Origin of the sequence: Nocardia aurea, assembly GCF_003123685.1 — a bacterium.
Taxonomy (GTDB): Bacteria; Actinomycetota; Actinomycetes; order Mycobacteriales; family Mycobacteriaceae; genus Nocardia; species Nocardia aurea.
Genome location: NZ_QCYJ01000127.1, coordinates 528,355 through 547,524, shown reverse-complemented (window position 1 = coordinate 547,524; position 19,170 = coordinate 528,355). Strand labels below are relative to the sequence as shown.

The 19,170-nt window shown below is 69.1% G+C and carries 21 protein-coding genes; 8 read left to right on the top strand and 13 right to left on the bottom strand.

The window, feature by feature from the left end; genetic code table 11:
• Positions 1-127: 127 nt before the first annotated feature.
• On the bottom strand, positions 128-1,909 hold the full coding sequence (locus tag DAT37_RS31415) for a DEAD/DEAH box helicase (RefSeq protein WP_109528449.1): 1,782 nt from the start codon (positions 1,907-1,909) through the stop codon (positions 128-130).
• A gap of 62 nt (positions 1,910-1,971) precedes the next feature.
• Here DAT37_RS31415 and DAT37_RS31410 point away from each other — a divergent pair, with 62 nt between their 5' ends.
• Entirely contained in the window at positions 1,972-2,826 is an 855-nt protein-coding gene (locus tag DAT37_RS31410; protein ID WP_198654513.1) for a carbon-nitrogen hydrolase family protein, read from the top strand.
• Between the two features lie 11 nt (positions 2,827-2,837).
• On the top strand, positions 2,838-3,461 hold the full coding sequence (locus DAT37_RS31405) for a phosphoribosyltransferase (RefSeq protein ID WP_109528448.1): 624 nt from the start codon (positions 2,838-2,840) through the stop codon (positions 3,459-3,461).
• A gap of 38 nt (positions 3,462-3,499) precedes the next feature.
• Here the strand turns inward: DAT37_RS31405 and DAT37_RS31400 are convergent, their stop codons facing one another.
• Genes DAT37_RS31400 through DAT37_RS31385 form a run of 4 tightly spaced genes read right to left on the bottom strand, consistent with a single transcriptional unit; the run spans position 3,500 to position 7,019 of the window.
• Positions 3,500-4,555, bottom strand: coding sequence for an ESX secretion-associated protein EspG (locus tag DAT37_RS31400; protein ID WP_109528447.1), 1,056 nt, complete (start codon positions 4,553-4,555; stop codon positions 3,500-3,502).
• Positions 4,552-5,865, bottom strand: coding sequence for a WXG100 family type VII secretion target (locus tag DAT37_RS31395; protein WP_109528446.1), 1,314 nt, complete (start codon positions 5,863-5,865; stop codon positions 4,552-4,554). Before DAT37_RS31395 ends, DAT37_RS31400 begins: the two co-directional genes overlap by 4 nt.
• Complete coding sequence (locus tag DAT37_RS31390) at positions 5,858-6,238, bottom strand: hypothetical protein (protein ID WP_109528445.1); 381 nt, start codon at positions 6,236-6,238, stop codon at positions 5,858-5,860. The genes DAT37_RS31395 and DAT37_RS31390 overlap by 8 nt, the downstream gene beginning before the upstream one ends.
• Positions 6,239-6,296: 58 nt before the next feature.
• A complete protein-coding gene (locus DAT37_RS31385; RefSeq protein WP_109528444.1) occupies positions 6,297-7,019 on the bottom strand; it encodes an alpha/beta hydrolase in 723 nt (240 codons plus the stop codon).
• Positions 7,020-7,120: 101 nt separating this feature from the next.
• Here DAT37_RS31385 and DAT37_RS31380 point away from each other — a divergent pair, with 101 nt between their 5' ends.
• Positions 7,121-8,059 carry an SMP-30/gluconolactonase/LRE family protein gene (locus DAT37_RS31380; protein ID WP_109528443.1) on the top strand — a complete coding sequence of 313 codons (939 nt, stop codon included), beginning with the start codon at positions 7,121-7,123 and terminating at the stop codon, positions 8,057-8,059.
• 29 nt (positions 8,060-8,088) lie between these two features.
• On the opposite strand, the gene DAT37_RS31375 is transcribed toward DAT37_RS31380, so the two are convergent.
• A complete protein-coding gene (locus DAT37_RS31375; RefSeq protein ID WP_157978796.1) occupies positions 8,089-8,616 on the bottom strand; it encodes a winged helix-turn-helix transcriptional regulator in 528 nt (175 codons plus the stop codon).
• Positions 8,617-8,671: 55 nt separating this feature from the next.
• On the opposite strand from DAT37_RS31375, the gene DAT37_RS31370 reads away from it, so the two are divergent.
• Positions 8,672-10,096 carry an MFS transporter gene (locus DAT37_RS31370; RefSeq protein ID WP_232840109.1) on the top strand — a complete coding sequence of 475 codons (1,425 nt, stop codon included), beginning with the start codon at positions 8,672-8,674 and terminating at the stop codon, positions 10,094-10,096.
• Positions 10,093-10,362 (top strand): hypothetical protein, encoded by a 270-nt coding sequence (locus DAT37_RS31365; RefSeq protein ID WP_157978795.1) that lies wholly within the window; start codon positions 10,093-10,095, stop codon positions 10,360-10,362. Before DAT37_RS31370 ends, DAT37_RS31365 begins: the two co-directional genes overlap by 4 nt.
• Before the next feature lie 94 nt (positions 10,363-10,456).
• Here the strand turns inward: DAT37_RS31365 and DAT37_RS31360 are convergent, their stop codons facing one another.
• Positions 10,457-10,789: an MmcQ/YjbR family DNA-binding protein gene (locus tag DAT37_RS31360; protein WP_109528440.1), complete on the bottom strand. Its 333-nt coding sequence runs from the start codon at positions 10,787-10,789 to the stop codon at positions 10,457-10,459.
• An 18-nt stretch (positions 10,790-10,807) separates the two neighbouring features.
• Positions 10,808-11,653 (bottom strand): hypothetical protein, encoded by an 846-nt coding sequence (locus DAT37_RS31355; RefSeq protein ID WP_109528439.1) that lies wholly within the window; start codon positions 11,651-11,653, stop codon positions 10,808-10,810.
• A gap of 214 nt (positions 11,654-11,867) precedes the next feature.
• Between DAT37_RS31355 and DAT37_RS31350 the strand changes: the two genes are divergently transcribed.
• Together DAT37_RS31350 and DAT37_RS31345 are read left to right on the top strand one after the other, a co-directional pair.
• Positions 11,868-13,040, top strand: a complete 1,173-nt coding sequence (locus tag DAT37_RS31350; protein WP_109528438.1) for an acyl-CoA dehydrogenase family protein — start codon at positions 11,868-11,870, stop codon at positions 13,038-13,040.
• Between the two features lie 9 nt (positions 13,041-13,049).
• Positions 13,050-14,177: an acyl-CoA dehydrogenase family protein gene (locus DAT37_RS31345; RefSeq protein ID WP_109528437.1), complete on the top strand. Its 1,128-nt coding sequence runs from the start codon at positions 13,050-13,052 to the stop codon at positions 14,175-14,177.
• Positions 14,178-14,321: 144 nt separating this feature from the next.
• Here the strand turns inward: DAT37_RS31345 and DAT37_RS31340 are convergent, their stop codons facing one another.
• Positions 14,322-15,038 carry a hypothetical protein gene (locus DAT37_RS31340; RefSeq protein ID WP_109528436.1) on the bottom strand — a complete coding sequence of 239 codons (717 nt, stop codon included), beginning with the start codon at positions 15,036-15,038 and terminating at the stop codon, positions 14,322-14,324.
• A gap of 290 nt (positions 15,039-15,328) precedes the next feature.
• Between DAT37_RS31340 and DAT37_RS31335 the strand changes: the two genes are divergently transcribed.
• Positions 15,329-15,673, top strand: coding sequence for a hypothetical protein (locus tag DAT37_RS31335; protein WP_157978794.1), 345 nt, complete (start codon positions 15,329-15,331; stop codon positions 15,671-15,673).
• 19 nt (positions 15,674-15,692) lie between these two features.
• On the opposite strand, the gene DAT37_RS31330 is transcribed toward DAT37_RS31335, so the two are convergent.
• The 4 genes from DAT37_RS31330 to DAT37_RS31320 form a co-directional block, all read right to left on the bottom strand.
• Positions 15,693-16,625 carry a beta/alpha barrel domain-containing protein gene (locus DAT37_RS31330; protein WP_109528434.1) on the bottom strand — a complete coding sequence of 311 codons (933 nt, stop codon included), beginning with the start codon at positions 16,623-16,625 and terminating at the stop codon, positions 15,693-15,695.
• Positions 16,625-16,792, bottom strand: coding sequence for a hypothetical protein (locus DAT37_RS44405; RefSeq protein ID WP_157978793.1), 168 nt, complete (start codon positions 16,790-16,792; stop codon positions 16,625-16,627). Before DAT37_RS44405 ends, DAT37_RS31330 begins: the two co-directional genes overlap by 1 nt.
• On the bottom strand, positions 16,789-18,003 hold the full coding sequence (locus DAT37_RS31325) for a CaiB/BaiF CoA transferase family protein (protein WP_109528433.1): 1,215 nt from the start codon (positions 18,001-18,003) through the stop codon (positions 16,789-16,791). The genes DAT37_RS44405 and DAT37_RS31325 overlap by 4 nt, the downstream gene beginning before the upstream one ends.
• A 137-nt stretch (positions 18,004-18,140) precedes the next feature.
• Positions 18,141-19,073 (bottom strand): TauD/TfdA dioxygenase family protein, encoded by a 933-nt coding sequence (locus tag DAT37_RS31320; RefSeq protein ID WP_109528432.1) that lies wholly within the window; start codon positions 19,071-19,073, stop codon positions 18,141-18,143.
• Between the last annotated feature and the right edge of the window lie 97 nt (positions 19,074-19,170).

Genomic DNA, 19,170 nt, shown 5'->3' with positions numbered 1-19,170 from the left:
CAAACGCGGCCCTCCTGTGTCTTACGGGACACCCGCACTCGCGGTGCCCCGACGAACACCGGCACCCGAGCAACGCGGACGGCAACACCTTAGCTAGCCCATGTGACCTCGGTGAACCCTGCCCGGCTCAGGAGCGTGGCTTACGCCTCTCGAACCGCTTCGGGGCGCTGTGCTCGGTGCGCGGACCACGGGTGAACGAGCGGCTCTGCGGCGGGCCCGAATCCAGCTGGAGCTGGATCAGCACGCCGCTGATCCTGGTGCGCCGCAACGCTTCGAGCGTCTCGTTGGACAGATCGGCGGGCAACTCGACCAGACTGTGATCCGGTCGGATGCTGATATGCCCGAAATCGCTGCGCCGCAAACCGCCTTCGTTGGCGATGGCGCCCACGATCGCGCCCGGCACCACGCGGTGCCGTTTGCCGACACTGATCCGGTAGGTGGCCAGTTCGGCGCCGCTGGTCCGGCTGAAGCCGGTGCCGCGATCCTCGTCGAAGCCACGGGCCGGACGGTCACGCGGCGCGCGCTGCGGACGTTCCACCGGCTCCGGTTCGGGCTCCATGAAGAAGTTGTCGCCGTCGTAGGAGCCGACGGCCAGCGCCGCGGCGATATCGACCAGCGGGATGTTGTGCTCGCGTTCGTAATCCTCGATGAGGGTGCGGAACAGCGCCAGGTTCGGGTTCGACAGGTTCTCGGTGATGGTGTCACCGAATTTCGCGACCCGCTGGGCGTTCACGTCCTCGACGCTCGGCAGCTGCATCTCGGTCAGCGGATGCCGGGTGGCGCGTTCGATGGCCTTGAGCAGATGCCGTTCCCTCGGCGCGACGAACAGCAGCGCCTCGCCGCTGCGCCCGGCCCGGCCGGTGCGGCCGATGCGGTGCACGTAGGACTCGGTGTCGTGCGGGATGTCGTAGTTGACCACGTGCGAGATGCGGTCGACGTCGAGACCGCGGGCGGCCACGTCGGTGGCGACCAGGATGTCGAGCGTGCCCGACTTGAGCTGTCCGATGGTCCGCTCGCGCTGATTCTGCGCGATATCGCCGTTGATCGCGGCGGCGGAGAATCCGCGGGCGCGCAACTTCTCGGCCAGTTCCTCGGTGCCCTGCTTGGTGCGCACGAAGATGATCATCGCCTCGAACGACTCGACCTCGAGGATTCGGGTGAGCGCGTCGAGTTTGCGCTGGTGGGAGACCTGCACCCAGCGCTGGTTGATATTGACGTTGGTCGTGGTCTTGGTCTTGACCGTGATCTCGACCGGTTCGCGCAGGTACTGCTTGGAGATCTTGCGGATCGCGGGCGGCATGGTGGCCGAGAACAGCGCGACCTGCTTGTCCTTGGGCGTATCGGCGAGGATGCGCTCGACGTCCTCCTGGAAGCCCATCTTGAGCATCTCGTCGGCCTCGTCGAGCACCAGGTATTGCAGCTGCGACAGGTCGAGCGTGCCCTTCTCCAGGTGATCGATCACGCGACCGGGGGTGCCGACGACCACGTGCGCGCCGCGGCGCAGTCCGGACAACTGCACGCCGTAGCTCTGGCCGCCGTAGATCGGCAGCACGTTGAGACCGGGGATGTGCGCGGCGTAGCGGCCGAACGCCTCGGCCACCTGGATCGCCAGTTCCCTGGTGGGTGCCAGCACCAGCGCGCGCGGCTGCTTGCCGATGATTTCCAGTCCCATGAGGATCGGGATCGCGAAAGCCGCGGTTTTACCCGTTCCGGTCTGGGCGAGGCCGACCACGTCTGCGCCGGAGAGCAGCGGCGGAATCGTCGCGGCCTGGATCGGCGACGGCGACTCGTAGCCGACATCGGCGATGGCCGCGAGAAGGCGGTCATCGATCCCCAGATCGGCGAAGGTCGGGCCGTCGTTGTCCCTGTCGTTGTCGCCAGAAACGCTGTCGACCTCATTGGTGCTCATTGACCAGTACTTTACTGCCTTGTAGTAGCTGTCCCGGCCACCGGCCCAATACGGTGAGACCTATGCGATCGAATGACCCGCCCGCGGATCACGACCGGGCAACCGCGAAGATGTCGGTGGCCGTCATCCAATTCGCGCCGGGAAAGCAGCCGCCGGACAATCTGGAGGCGCTGCGTGAGCACGTCGCGGCGGCCGTCCAGAGCGGTGCGAAGGTCGTCGTCGCGCCCGAGTACTCCATGTACGCGGTCTCGCGGCTCGACGAGCGGGTCGTGGCCGTCGCCGAACCGCTGACCGGCCCGTTCGTCTCCGGACTCGGGGCGATCGCCGCGGAGTTCGGCGTGCATCTGGTGGCCGGAACGGTGGAGCGCGGCGATCCTGGATCGGAACGTATCCGCAATACACTCGTAGCCTTCGACCCCTCGGGGACACAGATCGCGCGCTACCGCAAAGTGCACCTCTACGACGCCTTCGGACATCGCGAATCCGAGGTGGTCGAACCGGGCGTCATCGAGACCCCCGCCACATTCGAGGCGGGCGGTGTGACATTCGGCATGCAGACCTGTTTCGACCTCCGCTTCCCCGAGGGCTTCCGGCGCAGCGCGGTCGCGGGCGCGCAGGTGCTGCTGCTGCCCGCGCAGTGGATTCCCGGTCCGGCCAAGGTGGATCAGTGGACCACGCTGGTACGGGCCCGCGCCATCGAGAACACCGTCTACATCGCCGCCGCGGACCAGGCCGCGCCGCGCGGCGCGGGCGCGTCGATGATCGTCGACCCGACGGGGCGGATCATGGCCGAACTCGGCGACGGGCCGGGTGTCATCACCGCCGAGGTCGACCTCGAACAGTTGGCCGCCGTCCGTGCCGCGAACCCGAGCCTGGCATTGCGCCGATTCTCGATCACCGAGCGGGGCCAGGAGTAGCGTTCGAACCGATGGGCTACACCGATCGGGCGGCCGCCGGTCGCGCACTGGGGGCCGAACTGGAACACCTGCGCGCGTCGCTGCCGCTGGTGCTCGGGCTGCCGCGCGGGGGCGTTCCGGTGGCGGCGGCGGTCCGCGACGTCATCGGTGGTGACCTGGACATCCTGCTCGTCCGCAAACTCGGCGTGCCGTGGCAGCCGGAGCTGGCCATGGGGGCGATCGGCGAGGACGGCACCCTGGTGCGCAATCCCGACGTGCTCGCTCAATCCCGGGTTCCCGCGGTCGAATTCGACAGGGTCGAGGCGCGTGAGCGCGCCGAACTGGAACGTCGCCGCACGATGTGGCGGGGCGACGCCGCGCCGATCCCGATCGCGGGGCGCACCCTGGTCATCGTCGACGACGGCATGGCGACCGGTGCGACGGTGGTCGTCGCCTGCCGTGTCGCGCGGCTGCGGCGGCCCGAGCGCATCGTGGTCGCCGTCCCGGTGTCCTCGCCCGAAGCCGTGCGACGGGTCGAGGGGGAGGCCGACGAGGTGATCTGCCCGCTGGTGCCGGAATCCCTCGGCGGTGTCGGGTCCGCCTTCCGCGATTTCCACCAGCTCGCCGACGACGAGGTCACCGATCTGCTGCGCTGACGGCGGTGTCGGCACAGTGCGCCGCTCGCGCACGCGGATCAGCGCGAATTCGCGCTCGATCGGCCCGCCGCGTTGAGCATGGGACGCAATTGGGCGGCGAAACCGTCGGCGTCGACCGGGATGACATCGACGTCCGCGCCCGTGCGGATCGCGTACCGCCCGTCGCCGGTGATATCGACCCAGCACAGCACCCCGAACGGGTGCAGCTCGCCGTCGGCGCGCGTGGCCGAGACCACGATCTGGCCGATGCCGTCGCGTGGCCTGCCGAGCAGACGGCGGATCCGGGCGGGCGCGGTGGGACCGGCCACCGGAACGGTCACCAGATCCCTGCTGTCCTCGCGCACGCGCGGCAGCGGTGCGACGAGCCGGGCCGAGGTGCCGGGCGGGTTCTCCGGAAGCGTCGAGATCACGCGGGCGGCAAGACTTTTCGGTCCGCCGATGAAGAGACGAATATCACCGCCGCGATCCGGGGCGGAACCGGGCCGCTGGGCCGCCACCACCGCGATATGGCCCGCCGTCGCGCCCAGGACCCGCACCGGGCGCGGGCCCGCGACGGTTTCGGGATCACCGGTGCGCCCGGCGGCCTCGGAATTCGGGGCCGCCGCGCGGTGTGGGCCCGGTCCGTCGCCGGACCGGCCGTATGCCGGTGCCCGCACCACGTACGGGGCGATCGGCGCGGGCCCGTTCCCGGATGATCGGGCCGCGACGGGGATGCGGACATTCCGGCTGCCCACCGCCTCGTCGTCCGGTTCCGTGGCGAGCGGTGTTGCCGCCCGGCCGGATTCGGCGCCGAGTGCGGCATCGGTCAGCACCGAGTGATCAGGTTCCTGGTCGTCGTGCGATCGCCGCGCGGCCGCCGGATCGCACTCGCCGTACACCTCCAGCCGTACCGTCGGCCTGGCCAGCACCCGCAGCGCCGCCTCCAGGTCGGCGTCGAGGACCCGGTCGCACCACGCGGTCAGCGCGGGCAATTGCGCGGCGCGCTCCACGGTGTCGCGGGCCGAGAGCCGCACCGAGAGCGGATAGGGGATCCGGTCGCCGTCGGTGCGCTCCCAGGCCAGTGCGAACTGGTCGGGGGTCAGCGTCCAGTTCACTCCAGTTCGGTCCAGTCCCCGACCACCGGCGGTGTGGTGGGATCGAGCGCGCCGATCAACTCGTCCGGCTCGTCGGCGGGCTCGAGGAAGGTCAGATCGTCGTCGTCGATCCACTCCAGGTCGTCGTCCTCGTCCTCTTCGGGACGTGCGGTGCGATTGACCTGGGGTGACCCGATTCCGGAACCGGAGCGGGCATTGTCGGCGGAGGTGGCGAGCGCGCCGCCCATCAGACCGCCGATCGCACCCGCGCCCATGCCGTTGACGGCGTCGCCGCCGGTGTCGCGTCGCCGTTCGTCCCGCTTACGGTCGTCCTCGGTATTGCTCTGGGCGCCGGTGCCGGGAACGGTCGGCGTGACGACCGGGGCCGCCGCGGCGGGCGCGGTCGTCACCCCCGAACCGGGCGCGGTGACACGATCCGGGGCGAGCGCCGGCACGGCCGGAGCGGCCTGCTGTGCGGTCGTGGCGGCGGTCTGTGTCGATGCGGGGACCGAAGGCGCGTCGACCGCGTGGGGGGCGGAGGTGAGCACGGGGGAGGCGGGAACGGTGACCGCCTGCGCCGTCGTGGCCTGCGCCGCGACGGGTTCGGCCCGTGACGAGGTCTCCTCGGGAACCGCCGTCGCGGGACCCACCACGTCCACATCCGAAACCGGTTGGTGCACAGGGATGCTCGCTGGCGGCGCGGGAGTCGTCGGTGCGACCGCTGTGGTCGCCGTGACCGGAACCCGCTGTGAATCCGACGGTGTCGCGTCCGGGAAGGCGGGAACATCGGTCCCGGAACGGATGAACGCGTTCGTGTAGACGCTGTCCATCGCGCGCACCACGTCGCCGCGTTCGTGTTCGGCGGCTTTCTGCGTGGCGCTGTTGGCGGTCGCCTGACTCGGATCCAGCAGTGCGGCGGACAGATCCGGCGCGTCGGCGGTCGGTGCTCCCACCGCGCCGCGCAATGTCTCCGCGGCGTCACCGGCGTGGCCGAGACGTTGCGCCACCACCGACATCACATCGGCGAGCTGCTGGCCGTGCTGTTCGAAGGACCGGACCGCGTCGGCGGCGGTCTGCGCCGCACCACCGCGCCAGCCGTCGGCGATGAGCGCGCGAATCTCGGTGTGCGCTCGCGACACCGCGTCCGCGACCCCGGTGGCGGATCCCTGCCACGCCTGCTGTCCCGCGCTGAGCGCGGCGGGGTCGAGCAGTTGCACTCCCGCGTGGATCTGGCGATGGGTCAGGTTGTCGAATATCTCGACATTCGGCGCGTATTCGGGATCGTGGCGGGTGTGCTCCCCGCGTTCGGCGTTCGTCGGTAGTTCACGCACGGATCGCTCCCGTCGGGTCGATCCGGCCGACCGCGCTCGCCAGTTCGTCATCGGAACGGGTGTAGGCAGCGGCCGCGGCGCGGAAGGTCTGCGCGAGGGCCCGCGCGGCGTCGGCGTACTCGCGCAGCCGTACCACCGCGTCGTCCGCCTTGCCCTCGAAACCGCTGCGCAAGGCAGCACCCGAGGCGAAACCGCCGAATCCGGGCAGCGAGGTCGCCTCGCTCAGCAGTCGGATCTGAGCGTCGACCTCGTCGGCCAGCTGTTCGTACCTGCGGGCGCAGCGATCGTGGGCGCCGTCGGCGACGAGCACCCCGTCGATCCACAACTGTCCCTCGTCGACCGCCCTGTTCAGAGCCGTGACATCCGAGCGCATCGCGATCCCCCTTCCTCGTCGTGCCGTGGCGACGGCCCGATCGGCTCGCCGCCCCGGCTCAGCGTTGCCGAGCCAGCCCCACCACCGCGTTTCGGAGCCACTGCGCGATATCCCCGGCGACCCGAGCGTGCCCCGGCTCGTGCAGCAGGTCGTGTCCGGCGTCGGCGTACTCACGCAAATTTACCGTTTCGTGGCGCGCAGTCCATACCCTCATCGCATCGATCGGCGCCCGGCGGTCCTCCATTCCGTGCACGGCGAGCACGGGAAGGTGCGCGGGCATCGGGGTGCCGAGCGCTCCGGGAACACCGCCGCCGAGCGCGCGCTTCGGCACGCCGGACAGCACGAGACCGGTCAGGTCCTCGACGGGCAGACTCGGCGTCACCGGCACGTTGGCCTCGACGGCGGACAGATCGGCCTCCGAGCCGATATCGGGGATGGCCGCGCCGAGCATGCCGAGTGCGGTGACCGCGCCGAGCGAATGGCCCATCAGCACCATCGGCGTGTGTGGAAGTTCCGCGCGTGTCAATTCGACCAGCCTCGTCGCGTCCGCCACCAGCTCGGCCAGGGTGCCCGGATGTTCTGGATCGCCCTCGCTCAGTCCGTGACCTGCGGTATCGAGTGCCCACATCTCGACATCGATCGCCTTGAGGGTCCTCGCGAGCCGGTGATAATGGCCGCTGTGCTGGCCCAGACCCGGCAGGAGAACCACCACCGCGACGTTGTTTTCGACCGGCCACCGCCGATAGTGCATCCGGCCACGCGCGCCGTCGAAGAAAAGCATTAGGAGATAGTGCCAAAACTTCTGCGTCTCAGGGTACTTCACACAGATCCCGCGGATGCGACTAGACTGCGCGGATTCGCCCCGCAGCCAGGAGGATCGACGTGTTCGTGAAACGGCATCGCAGTCGCGTTCGCTGGGCCCGTCCCGTCCTCGCCGCACTCGCCGTGACCTGCCTTTCCGGTGCGCCGACGGCCTCGGCGGACCCGGTGGCCGGTTGCGCGCCCGCCGTGGCGACCCCCGTGCTCCCAGCTCAGGTGCCGATTCTGGACTGGTCGGAGAACGTCACCTTCGACGCCGACGGCAATCTCTGGGTCGCACGCCTGTATCGCAACGCCGTCCAGCGCTACGACCGCACCGGCGCGCTGACGGCGACGGTGCCGGTCGAATTCCCGGGCGCGCTTCGGCTCGGACCCGACGGACTGCTGTACGTCGTCTACGGGGACGCGCCGACCAGCGCGATACGTCCCGGCGGTGTGGTCCGGTTCGATCCCAGGGTCGTGCAACCGCGTCCCGAGGTGTTCGTCGACGGGTTGGCCTCGATGCCCAACGGCGCGGCATTCGGGCCGGACGGGGCGCTCTACATCGCCGCGACGAACGCGGGCGTGATCAAGGTCCGCGCGGACGGCACGATCGACGCCGAATGGACCGCTCGGGCGGCGGGCTCGGGCGGCGGTTCGGGCGCCAACGGCATCGTGATCCGCGACCGCACGATCTACCTGACGGCGAACGGCAGCGCGCTCGGGCAGGTCGTCGGCATCGCGATCGACGCCCCCGAGCGCCGGGCCGTGCTCGCCGACCTCACCACCGGCGTGGCGGGCATCCCCGATTTCGCCGACGATCTGCTGATCGACGACGCCGGAATCCTGTATGTGACCACGTTGTCGGGCAAACTCGTCCGGGTCGATCCCAGCGGGGGAGCGGTCTGCACGGTGCTGACCGGCCAGCCGATGACGTCGGTGGTCGCTGTGCCTGGGCAGCGCGACGAACTGTTCGTCGGCACCGAGGTCGGCACCGTGCTGAACGTCCGGCTCGCTCGCTGATCCGGGTCGGCGGAACGCCCGATCCGGCGTCAGTGCCCGATCGGGTCCGGTTCGATCGGGTCCGTTCGTTCGGATAGCGGACGCCAGGGCGGGGCGGGTGCGTTCGCCCCCGGTCCTGGACCGACCTCGACATCGCTCGGCAGCAGTTCTTCGCCGCAGCATTCGCAGACGACCTTGGCGTGGGTTATCTCTCCGCATCCACGATGGCGCAATTGTGTCGGCGCCCCGTTGACGAGTCCGGTGTGCTTCTCGCCCCACGCGAGGATGGCGGCGATCACCGGATACAGCTCGATTCCCGCCGGAGTCAGTCGGTATTCGTGCAGGCTGCGCTGCGGACCCGAGGCGTATTCGCGCCGTTCCATGATCCCGAAGTCGACCAGGCGGTTGAGTCGATCGGTGAGGATATTGCGCGCGATGCCGGTTCGGCGCTGATAGTCCTCGAAGGTGCGGGCGCGGAAATAGGCCGCGCGCAGGATCGCGATCACCCAGCGTTCACCCAGTACCGCGCTCGAACGTTCGATGGCGCAGTTACTGCCCAGCAGATCATCGTGTTTCATCCAGGCCAGAATACCCCGTTGCAAAACGCAACTACGTCGCCTAGCTTCTAGTTGCATGTTGCAACGACGTGCTCTGGCGCTTCTGGCTATCTGCGGCAGCGCGTTCCTCGCCTTCCTCGACACTTCGATCGTCAATGTCAGCTTCCCCGATATCGCCGCCTCGTTCCCCGACGCCGACCGCGCCGAACTGAGCTGGGTACTCGACGCATACTTCATCGCCATGGCGGCACTGCTCGTCCCGGCGGGCGGACTGGGTGACCGCTTCGGGCACAAGCCGCTACTGCTCTGGGGCACAGCGCTTTTCGTGCTCACCTCGATCGCCTGCGCGTTCGCGCCGACCTGGGAGTTCCTCGTCGGAGCCCGCGCGATGCAGGGCGTGGCGGCGGCCGTCATCACCCCGGTGTCGATGGCGTTGCTGCTCCCCGAATTCCCGCTGGAGCGCCGTGCCGCCGCCGTCGGCATCTGGGGCGCGGCCGCCGCGCTCGCCGCGGGCGCCGGTCCGCCGCTGGGCGGGCTGCTCATCGAATTCGGCGACTGGCGCTGGATCTTCCTCGTCAACGTCCCCGTCGGACTCCTCATCCTCGCGGCGGGCCGGGCGGCTCTGCGGGATACCCCGCGCGGCACCGAGAGCGGACTTCCCGATCTGCTCGGGGCACTGCTCGCCGCGATCGGACTCGGACTGCTCGCCCTCGCCATCATCGAGGGACACAACTGGGGATGGGGCAGCCCCGGCACCATCGCCTGTTTCGTCGTCGCGGCGATTCTGGTCGCCTGGCTGGTCCGTCGCTGCGCCACCCATCCGCAACCGCTCGTGGAACCGGCGCTCGCCCGCATCCCGAGTTTCGTTCTCGGCAATCTCGGCACGCTGCTGTTCGCGATGGCCTTCTTCTCGATGATCCTCGGCAATATTCTCTTTCTCACCGGGGTCTGGCAGTACAGCGTGCTGACGGCCGGTCTCGCGGTCCTGCCGGGTCCCTTGCTCACCACCGTCGTCGCCGTTCCCGCGGGCAGGCTCGCCGACCGTTTCGGACATCGCGCGGTGATCGTCCCCGGCGCGCTGATCTACGCGGCAGGCCTGTTGTGGTTGCGCGGAGCGGGTGCGGAACCGGATTTCCTCGGCACATGGCTGCCCGGACAGTGTCTGGTCGGTATCGGAATCGGCCTGGCCTTCCCGGCTCTGGGCGCGGCGGCCGTCACCGATGTTCCCGCCGCCCGCTACGGCTCGGCAAGCGCCGTCGTCGCCGCCTTCCGGCAATTCGGCGCGGTACTCGGCACCGCGGTGCTGATCGCGGTCATCGGCACCTCGACCACCCTCGGGGACGCGCTGGCGGCCTCGGACCGCGCCTTCCTGTTCGGTATCGGCGCGGGCCTGGCGGCCGGTGTCGTCGCGCTCGCCCTGCGTCCGGCGGCACGCACGGTCGAGCCCGCCGCCGATTTCGCCGTCGAGCCCGCTGTCGAGCCGATCGAGGTGAAACCGTGACCGCGAGACGCCGAAAATGGCGCACCGCAAGGGAATCGGCACTGGGAACGCTGCGGATGATCGTCAGCACCATCGCGGCGATATCCCCCTCGGGTCGCCGCCGCTTCACGCTGGAAGTGTGCTGCGCGGTCGGGTCGGCGCTGCGCGAGGCCGAAGTGCGCGGCCCGGGCGACTTCGGCGCGACCTGTACGCCCGATGTTGTCGAGGTACCCGAATATCGCTGGCATTACGTCACCGAGGAGGCGTGGGCCGACACGCGGCCTTGACGAGGGGCCTGTCTCCGGCACGCATCTGATCGCCTGTGGGAGTGGGCGGCCGATGGTCGGCGCGCGATGAGTCGGCCTCGCGCTCGAGAGGCGCTCACGCGTCGTCGAGGAGACGACTCGGGGCCGCTTGCCGCCAGGAGTCGAAGAGGATGTCGCGTAATTCCCCGGCGTCCTCCAGCGCCGATAATCGCGCACGCACCCACGAGGAGGATGCCTCGTGGGTGGGCACCCAGAATTTGTCCGGCTCGGCCGCGATCAACTCGTCCCGGTCGGGTTTCGGACAGCGCACCGCGAACGAGGTCTGATCATCGGGCACGGTGGCGAACATCTTGCCCGCCACGTCGAAGGTCGGATGGTCCCAGCGCTCCTTCTCGGCGGTCTCGGGAAAGGAGAGCGCGATCCGGCGCACGTCGTCGGCGTCCAGCACGGTGGTGAGAACGAGAACTCAGCTGCCGGAAGGAACTTCGCCCTGAACCGCCGCGCCCGCGGGAGGCTGCGGTGCGGCGGGCGCGGGCACCGGAGTCGGAGCGGGCGCCGCGGGGGCGGGTGTGGGAACGTCGGCGGGCGCCGGTGAACCGGTGCCCGGCCCCGCCTGCGGTACCGGAGGGAGGCTCGGCGTGGTCGGGGCCGCGGATTCGGGGGCCGGGGCCGCTTCCGCAGGCGCGGCGGCGGGCAGATCGGGGACGACGAAGGTGCCGACGGTCGGCGTCATCACGCAGTTCGCGAACGGATAGTTGATGACACCCCACATCGAGGCGAGCACGGTGCCTGGACCGGAATCGATGGTCTTGGACAGTGTGGGCAGTCCGACCTCGGTGCGGTCGTCGAGTGTGTCCAGGCCGCTGCGGCCGTTGTTGATATTGACCCAGGCCACCACGAGGCCCGAATTCAGCGGCGCGCCCGTATGCGCGGGCGAGGCGCTGAAGCGCAGGGTGCCGGGGTCGGGGCTCACGCCCTGGTTGCGATGAGGGCCCTCGGTGGTCGCCGCCGCGATGACGGTGGTGATCGGGCCGTGGCTGCCGCAGCCGAAGGTGGGGGCGGCGTAGGCGAAGGGAATGAAACTGGCCGCCACGTGACGCAATTGGGGCAGGTCGAGCAGTGAGGTGTACTCCTTCAGCGCTCCGACGCCCGCCTGTGCGGAGATGTCCTCTCCCGCCCGCACGGTGAGGTCGGTGAGCGCGGTCTCGACCGGCGACGCCGGTTCGGCGGACGCGCTGCCGAGGGTCAGAACCGCACCGATGCCGAGTGATGTCACTGCCGTGGCCGCGCGTGCGAAGGTTCTGCCGTTCACTACATAACTCCCTTTGACTGCCGAACGCGTGGGTTTTCCCTGGCCCCACCTGCAGCAAGTTACCAGTTCGCCGTGGAGTGCGCCCGGGTAGCCGTCGGGGTCGCCCGGTGGTTGCCCGTGTTTGCGTGTTTGCCTGGTGTGATCCCGGAGTCAGCGGGAGACTACCGAGAGGTAGGGTTTCACTCGGACGTACGAGACACCATGGGAGCTATGTATGAAAATATCCCTGTCCCCCGACGAGGTCGCCTTCCGCGACGAACTGCGCCAGTTCTATCGCTCCGAGATTCCCTCCGAGATCCGCGAGCGTGTGAAATACGGTAAGGAGCTGTCCCGCGAGCAAGTCGTCACCTCACACAAGATCCTCAACGACCACGGGCTCGCCGTGCCGAACTGGCCGGTGGAGTGGGGCGGCAAGGACTGGACGCCGATCCAGCGCCACATCTGGCAGGACGAGATGCAGCTGGCCTCGGTTCCCGAGCCGCTGACCTTCAACGCCCAGATGGTCGGCCCGGTCATCGCGCATTTCGGTTCCCAGGAGATCAAGGAGCGGTTCCTGCCGCCCACCGCCGCCATGGACATCTGGTGGTGCCAGGGCTTCTCCGAACCCGACGCGGGTTCCGACCTCGCCGCACTGCGCACCACCGCGGTCCGCGACGGCGATTCCTACATCGTCAACGGCCAGAAGATCTGGACGACCCTGGCCCAGTACGCGGATTGGATCTTCTGTCTCGTACGCACGGATCCGAACGCGCCCAAGAAGCAGGCGGGCATCTCCTTCCTGCTGTTCGACGTGAAGAGTCCCGGCGTCACCATCCGCCCGATCAAGCTGATCGACGGCGGATACGAGGTCAACGAGGTCTTCTTCGAGAATGTCCGCGTCCCCGCCGATCAGCTGGTCGGCGAGGAGAACATGGGCTGGACCTACGCCAAATTCCTGCTCGGCAACGAGCGCACCGGCATCACGGGCGTCGGACGCACCAAGGTCAAACTCGGTGTCGCGAAGGAATACGCGCGTCAGACCAGCTCCGGTGCGGGAACCCTGCTGGAGGACCCGCTGTTCGCGGCGCGGGTCGCCGAACTGGAGAACGAACTGCTCGCGCTCGAACTCACCCAGCTGCGCGTGGTGTCCAACTCCGAGGACGGCAAGCCGAATCCGGTGTCGTCGGTGCTGAAGATGCGCGGTTCGGAATTGCAGCAGGCCGCCACCGAACTGCTGCTCGACATCGCGGGACCGGACGCGATTCCGGTCGGCGCGGAGGATATCGCCTCACCGGCCTGGGCCCAGCGCACCGGTCCCGGCTACCTGAACTACCGCAAGACAACCATCTACGGAGGTTCGAGCGAGGTGCAGCGCACCATCATCGCCTCCACGATCCTCGGATTGTGAGGGGCCATCATGGATTTCGAACTCACCGATGAACAGGTCATGCTGCGTGACACCGTCCGCGACCTGCTCGCCCGCGCCTACGACCCGGAGACCCGGCTCAAGGTGACCGATACCGACCTCGGTTGGAGTCGCGACGTCTGGAATCAGCTCGCCGAACTCGGCGTCCTCGGCCTTCCCTTCTCCGAGGAGGACGGCGGCGTCGGCGCGGGCCCGGTCGAGACCATGGTCGTGTTGCAGGAGGTCGGCCGCAGGCTGGCTCCCGAGCCGATCGTGGACGCGGTCTACGTGCCGGGTGCGCTCGTCGCCCTCGCGGGTAGCGCCGAGCAGCGCGGACGCATCCTGCCCGAGATCGCGGGCGGCACCAGACTGCTCGCCTTCGCCCATGCCGAGCCGGGCAAACGGTGGCCGTCGTCCGAACTGGCCACCACGGCCACCGCGCAGGGCGATTCGTACACGCTGACCGGTGTGAAGAATCCGGTCTCGCACGGTGACGCCGCCGACGAACTCGTCGTCAGCGCGGTGCTGCCGGGCGGCGGTGTCGGACTGTTCCTGGTCGCGCCGGATGCGACCGGCGTGGTCCGCAAGTCCTACAGCACGGTGGACGGATCGCGCGGCGCCCAGATCGAACTGGACAACGCGCCCGGTGAACTCCTGGGCGACGCGCAGGACGCCGCCGAGACGGTGCTGTCGGCGCTGACCCACGCGCAGGCGCTGCTGTGCGCCGAATCCATCGGCGCGATGGAGGAGGCGCTGCGGCTGACGACCGATTACCTCAAGGCCCGCAAGCAGTTCGGTGTCACGCTGTCGAAGTTCCAGACGCTGACCCAGCGGGCGGCGAACATGTACGTCTCGCTGGAACTGGCGCGCAGTATGAGCCTGTACGTCACGGCGTCGCTGGCGGACGGCACGGTCGATCCGGTCGTCGGCTCGCGGGCCCGGTTGCAGATCAGCCGTTCGGCCCGGCATGTCGGGCAGGAGGCGATCCAGATGCACGGCGGCATCGGCGTCACCGCGGAATATCCGGTGGGCCACTACGTCGCCAGGCTGACCGCGATCGAGCGCACCCTCGGCGGCTCGCTCGAGCACCTGTCGGTGCTGACCGCGCGGGTCGGGGAGTACGAACTGCCGGAGCTGTAGGTCGGCTACCACGGTGGCCGGATGGCCGGTGCGGGTTCGGTACTCGCGCCGACCATCCGGCCTTTCGTGTGCCAGAGGGGCGGCGCGGATCGAGTGGCGCTCGAGTCCGGGGTTATTCGGATGCTCGGAGCCCTCGATGGGTGTTCATCGTGGCGTCGCGGTCGGGTCGGCGGAGACGAGCGGGCCCGGGACGACCGTGGTCGCGTCCTCGGTGGTGGTCGTCGATTCCGCGACGGGTGACTCCGGGATCGGCGCGATGGGCGATTCCGTGGTGGCGCCCGCGTTCGTCGGTTCGATGACGATCGGTTCGCCGGCGCCGGGTTGCGGGACGCTCGAATCCTCGGTGCGCGTCTCCTCCAGGGCCGCGGCTTCCTCGGTGCTCGTCTGGGCGCGGGTCGTCGGCACCGATTCCTCGACGGTGGTCGGATCGGCCGTCTGCGTGCGGGTTCGGGTCGTCGTCGGGGTCTCTTCGGTATCCGAACCGTGGGTGGCGGGCGGCGTCGTCGTGCGCGTGGGGGACGTCCGTCCCGGCCGGGTGGAGGATTCCGGCGACTCGGTCGCCGAGTCCGGTTCGGAGCCCGGCGAAGTCGACGACGGCGGGGTGTATCCGGCGGGCCTGCGCGGCGGGCCCGCGGGCGCCATCTGCCAGGTCGGGGACGGCGGGATGATCACCTTGGGCACCGTGACGGTCGAACCGTCGCGCATGGTCGCCACCGCGGCGGCCGGACCGAGTTCGAGCGGCGGCGGCGGCACGTAGATGTCGTGGTGTCCGACACCGCACGCGCCGATGAGAACCAGGCCGAGCGATACGGCGCCGACTGCGATCGCCGGACCGGCGATCTTGGCCCTGCTGCTCACCATCGGGGTCTCTCCTCGTGTGTTTTCGAGTGGGCTCACCATAAACCAGGTCGATCGCCCAAGCCAGGTGGGACACCGGTCGGCGGGTCCGCGACCACCAGTTTTAAACATTGGTGATTCAAATATCGAATTGGTCTCACCGGCGTGTCGTGGACACGTGTCGCGCCACAATCGTCAGCGCGAGTCGTAGCGTTGTGATCGAAGTTACGCGTGAGACGCCTGTATCAGATGAGAGACGCGCCGCTCGAGCCGCGCGATGGCAATACTCTTGTCGGCGTCATCGAGGAGTGGTGATGGGAGCATACTCGACAACGCCGTTGCGCTCCGCGCCCGAAGTCGACGAGGCGCAGGCCCCGGCATCGGAGCGGCACGACGAGTCGGAACACAGTGACTCGGCGCACGGCGACTCGGTACAAGGCGACCCGGCACACGGTGACTCGGCACAGCCGGTGCGCGCCGTGCCCAGGATCCTTTTCCGGATCCTCGGATGGGTTTTCTTCGTCGCGGGCCTCGTCGGGGCCGTACTCGGCATCGCCGGGCTGCACGTGGAGATCACCGTGGCGGGTTTGATCCTGGCCTGTACGTCCGGGCTGGTCCTGCTCAAGTTGCGCGCCGACGAGGGCAAGCCCGGCGACTGAAGGATTTCCGTGCGGCGGATCAGGCCGACGCCCGATGCGCCACCCACTCGAATGCCTCGGCCTCCGAACGCGCCCCCTGCGCGGCTCGTGAACGATTGGGCTCGCCGAGATCGCCCAGCAGCTCCTCGGTCAACTCGACCAGACCGGCCAGCGTGGACGGGGTGAACCAGGCGGGTCTGGTGGCGAAGAGGATGTCCTCGGTCGAGGTGTTGCCGCTGGCCCCCGGTGCGAACGGGCAGCCGCCGAGACCGCCGAGCGAACCGTCGACCATGGTGGCTCCCGCCGCGAGCGCGGCCAGTGTGTTCGCCACCCCCATACCCCAGGTGTCGTGGCCGTGGAAGACGATGCGGCGCGGCGGAGTTCGCGTCGCCACCGCGGAGATCAGCTCCGTCACCTGAGCCGGATGGGCCTGGCCCAGGGTGTCGGCGATCACGATGTCGGCCGCACCGTCGGTGCGGGGATCCGCGGCGATGGCGAGTACCCGCTCCGGATCGACCGGCCCCTCGAACGGGCAGGTGAAACTGGTCGCCAGGCAGAGCTGGATCTCGCCGCCCGCCTCCTCGGCCAGACGCACCGCGTCGGGCATCGCGGCGACGCTGTCCTCGGTGCCGCGTCCGATATTGGCCCTGTTGTGCGAATCCGAGGCGGAGAAGCAGTACTGGAAATTGCGCACGCCCGCCGCCGCGGCCTTCTCGATATGGCGCGGCGTCGCCACCCAGACCCAGCACCGCCGCAATTCCTCGGGGGTGAGTTCGGCGATGAGATCCATGGTGTTGGCCATCGGCGGCACCAGATCGGGCCGCGCCATGGACCCGATCTCGAGCGCGGGCACGCCGAGTGCGAGCAGCTTCCGGACGACGCGCACCTTGTGTTCGACCGGCAGCACCTTCCCGGTGAGTTGCAGACCGTCACGCAGGGTCACATCGCGCAGCACGGATTCGGTCGCCTTCATCACTTCTCCTCGCGCTTGCGGTTCTGCACGCACATGACGCCCGCCCAGGCCTTCCGGTTGATTCCCGCCGGATTCGGATGCACGGTGGGCCTGCGCGGCGAGGGCGCGCGCGTCTCCCAGCGACCGCGGCCCATCGGACGGCGACGCTCGGGCCCCGGCCTGCTCACGAGATCCCCATCGCGTCGACCTCGGCGGCGCTGCGGCCGAGGAGTTCGGTGAGCACCTCGCGGGTGTGCTCGCCGAGATCGGGGCCGACGTTGCGGATGGGAAGCGATTTCCCGCCGATGACGGGCACGATGCCGGGGAATCCGACGGTCTTGGGTTCGGGTTCGCCGACGTCGACCGCGAACGGCTGGATCATGTCGCGGGCCAGATACTGCTCGTCGGCGACGATATCGGCGGCGGTGTAGATCGGACCGCAGGGGATGGCGGCCCCTTCCAGAATCGTCAACGCCTCGTCCCTGGTGTGGCGGATCGTCCATTCGGCGATCGACGCGTCGAGCCGCTCCCGGTGACGCCAGCGGCCCGCGTTGTCCTGGAGTTCGGGATCGGCGGCCAGATCCGGGCGATCGATCACCGCCATGTAGCGCTGGAAGATGGCGTCGCCGTTGCCGCCGATGATGATGCTGACCCCGTCCGCGCACGGATAGGCGTTGCTCGGGGCGATGCCCTCCATCCGGCCGCCGACCCGTTCCCGGTTGATGCCGTAGGCGAGATAGTCCGGCACCAGCGATTCCATCACCGACAGGACGGCCTCGTTCAGCGCGACGTCGATGACGCGCTCGGACAGCGCCACCGAACCCGCGCCGACCCGCTCGCGCCGGAACAGCGCCATGACCGTGCCGAATGCCGCGTAGATGCCCGCGATCGAGTCGCCGATGGACACTCCGACGCGCACCGGCGGACGGTCCGGATCGCCGACGAGTTCACGCAGGCCGCCGACCGCCTCGGCGACCGCGGCGAATCCCGGGCGTTCGGCCAGCGGACCGGTCTGCCCGTAGGCGGAGATGCGGGTGATGACGAGATCGGGATTGACGGCATCGAGGACTTCGGGGCCCAGGCCCCACTTCTCCAGCATGCCGGGACGGAAATTCTCGAGCAGCACATCCGAATGCCGGATGAGGTCGAGCACGATCTCGCGGCCCCGGTCGGTGCGCAGATCCAGCGTGATCGACTTCTTGTTCCTGTTCACGGTGCGGAACAGCATCGAGGTGTCACCGCCGTAGAGCCGCCAGTTGCGTAACTCGTCACCCACCTCGGGCCGCTCGACCTTGATCACCTCGGCGCCGAAATCGCCGAGAATGCGTCCGGCGGTCGGCGCCGCGATGTAATTGCCGAGCTCGAGGACGCGAACGCCGTCCAACGGCCGAATACTCATGGCAACCAGTGTGGACTATCGACCACCGGTCGGCGCCGCGCACCTCGTCCGACGGCACGGCGTCCGACCGCCGTGCCGTCCCTCATCGCCGGGGCGGGGCCCGGCCGGGGGTGAGGGCCCGGCCGGGCCCCGCTCGGTCAGGCGGCCTCGGTGACGTCCTCGACGATCGAGTAGTGCTCGGCATCGCCCGCGACGACGGTGCTGCGCCTGCCGTCGACACCGACCGGGACATCGCCCGCCAGCGTGATGCGGGTCAGGCGGCGCGGCGCGTCGTCGTAGTCGTCGATCGCGTAGTGCTGGGTGGCGCGGTTGTCCCAGATCGCGACATCGCCCAGCTGCCAATCCCAGCGGGTGGTGTTCTCCAGCCGGGTCACCCGATCCTGGAACAGCCGGAACAGCGCCTGCGACTCCGTCGAGGACAGACCGACGAAATGCTTGACGAAATGACCGACCAGCAGCGACTTCTCACCGGTCTCCGGATGGACCCGCACCACCGGGTGTTCGGTCTCGTAATAGGTCGACTCGAATTCGGCGCGGTAGGCGGTCGAATTCGGGTTGTCCCTGATCGTGTTGTGCGAGGCGGCGTAGTCGTAGACGTTGGTGTGCACCGCGCGCAGATTCTCGGCGAGCAACTTCAGCGGCTCGGGCAGCGACTCGTAGGCCGCGACGGTGGAGGCCCAGGTGGTCGAGCCGCCGTAGGGCGGTAGGTGCACCGCCCGCAGGATCGACGCCTTCGGGATCCGGTCGACGAAGGTGACATCGGTGTGCCAGCTGTTGGCACGACCGCTCTCGGAATCGATCGCCAGGCTTTTCACGCCCTTGGAGGTGACCGTGGGATGCGGGGTGGTCGGGGTGCCGAGCAACTGCGCGAATTCGTACTGGCCGTCCTCGGTCAGGTGATCCTGGCCGCGGAAGAAGATCACCTTGTGCTCGAGCAGCGCGGCCCGGATCACCCCGACGGTGGTGGCGTCCAGATCGGCGCCGAGCCGGACGCCGTCGACCCTGGCGCCGATGCGGGAGCCGAGTTTGGACACCGTCGCGGTGCGGGGGGTGGCGTAGTCGACCGTCATGTGATCACCTTCGCTGCTCGAAGTCGGGTGGGTACGACGTCGAGCACATCACCGGGACAGCGTCCCGACCAGGTTTGTCGTCGCGCTGATCGCAACC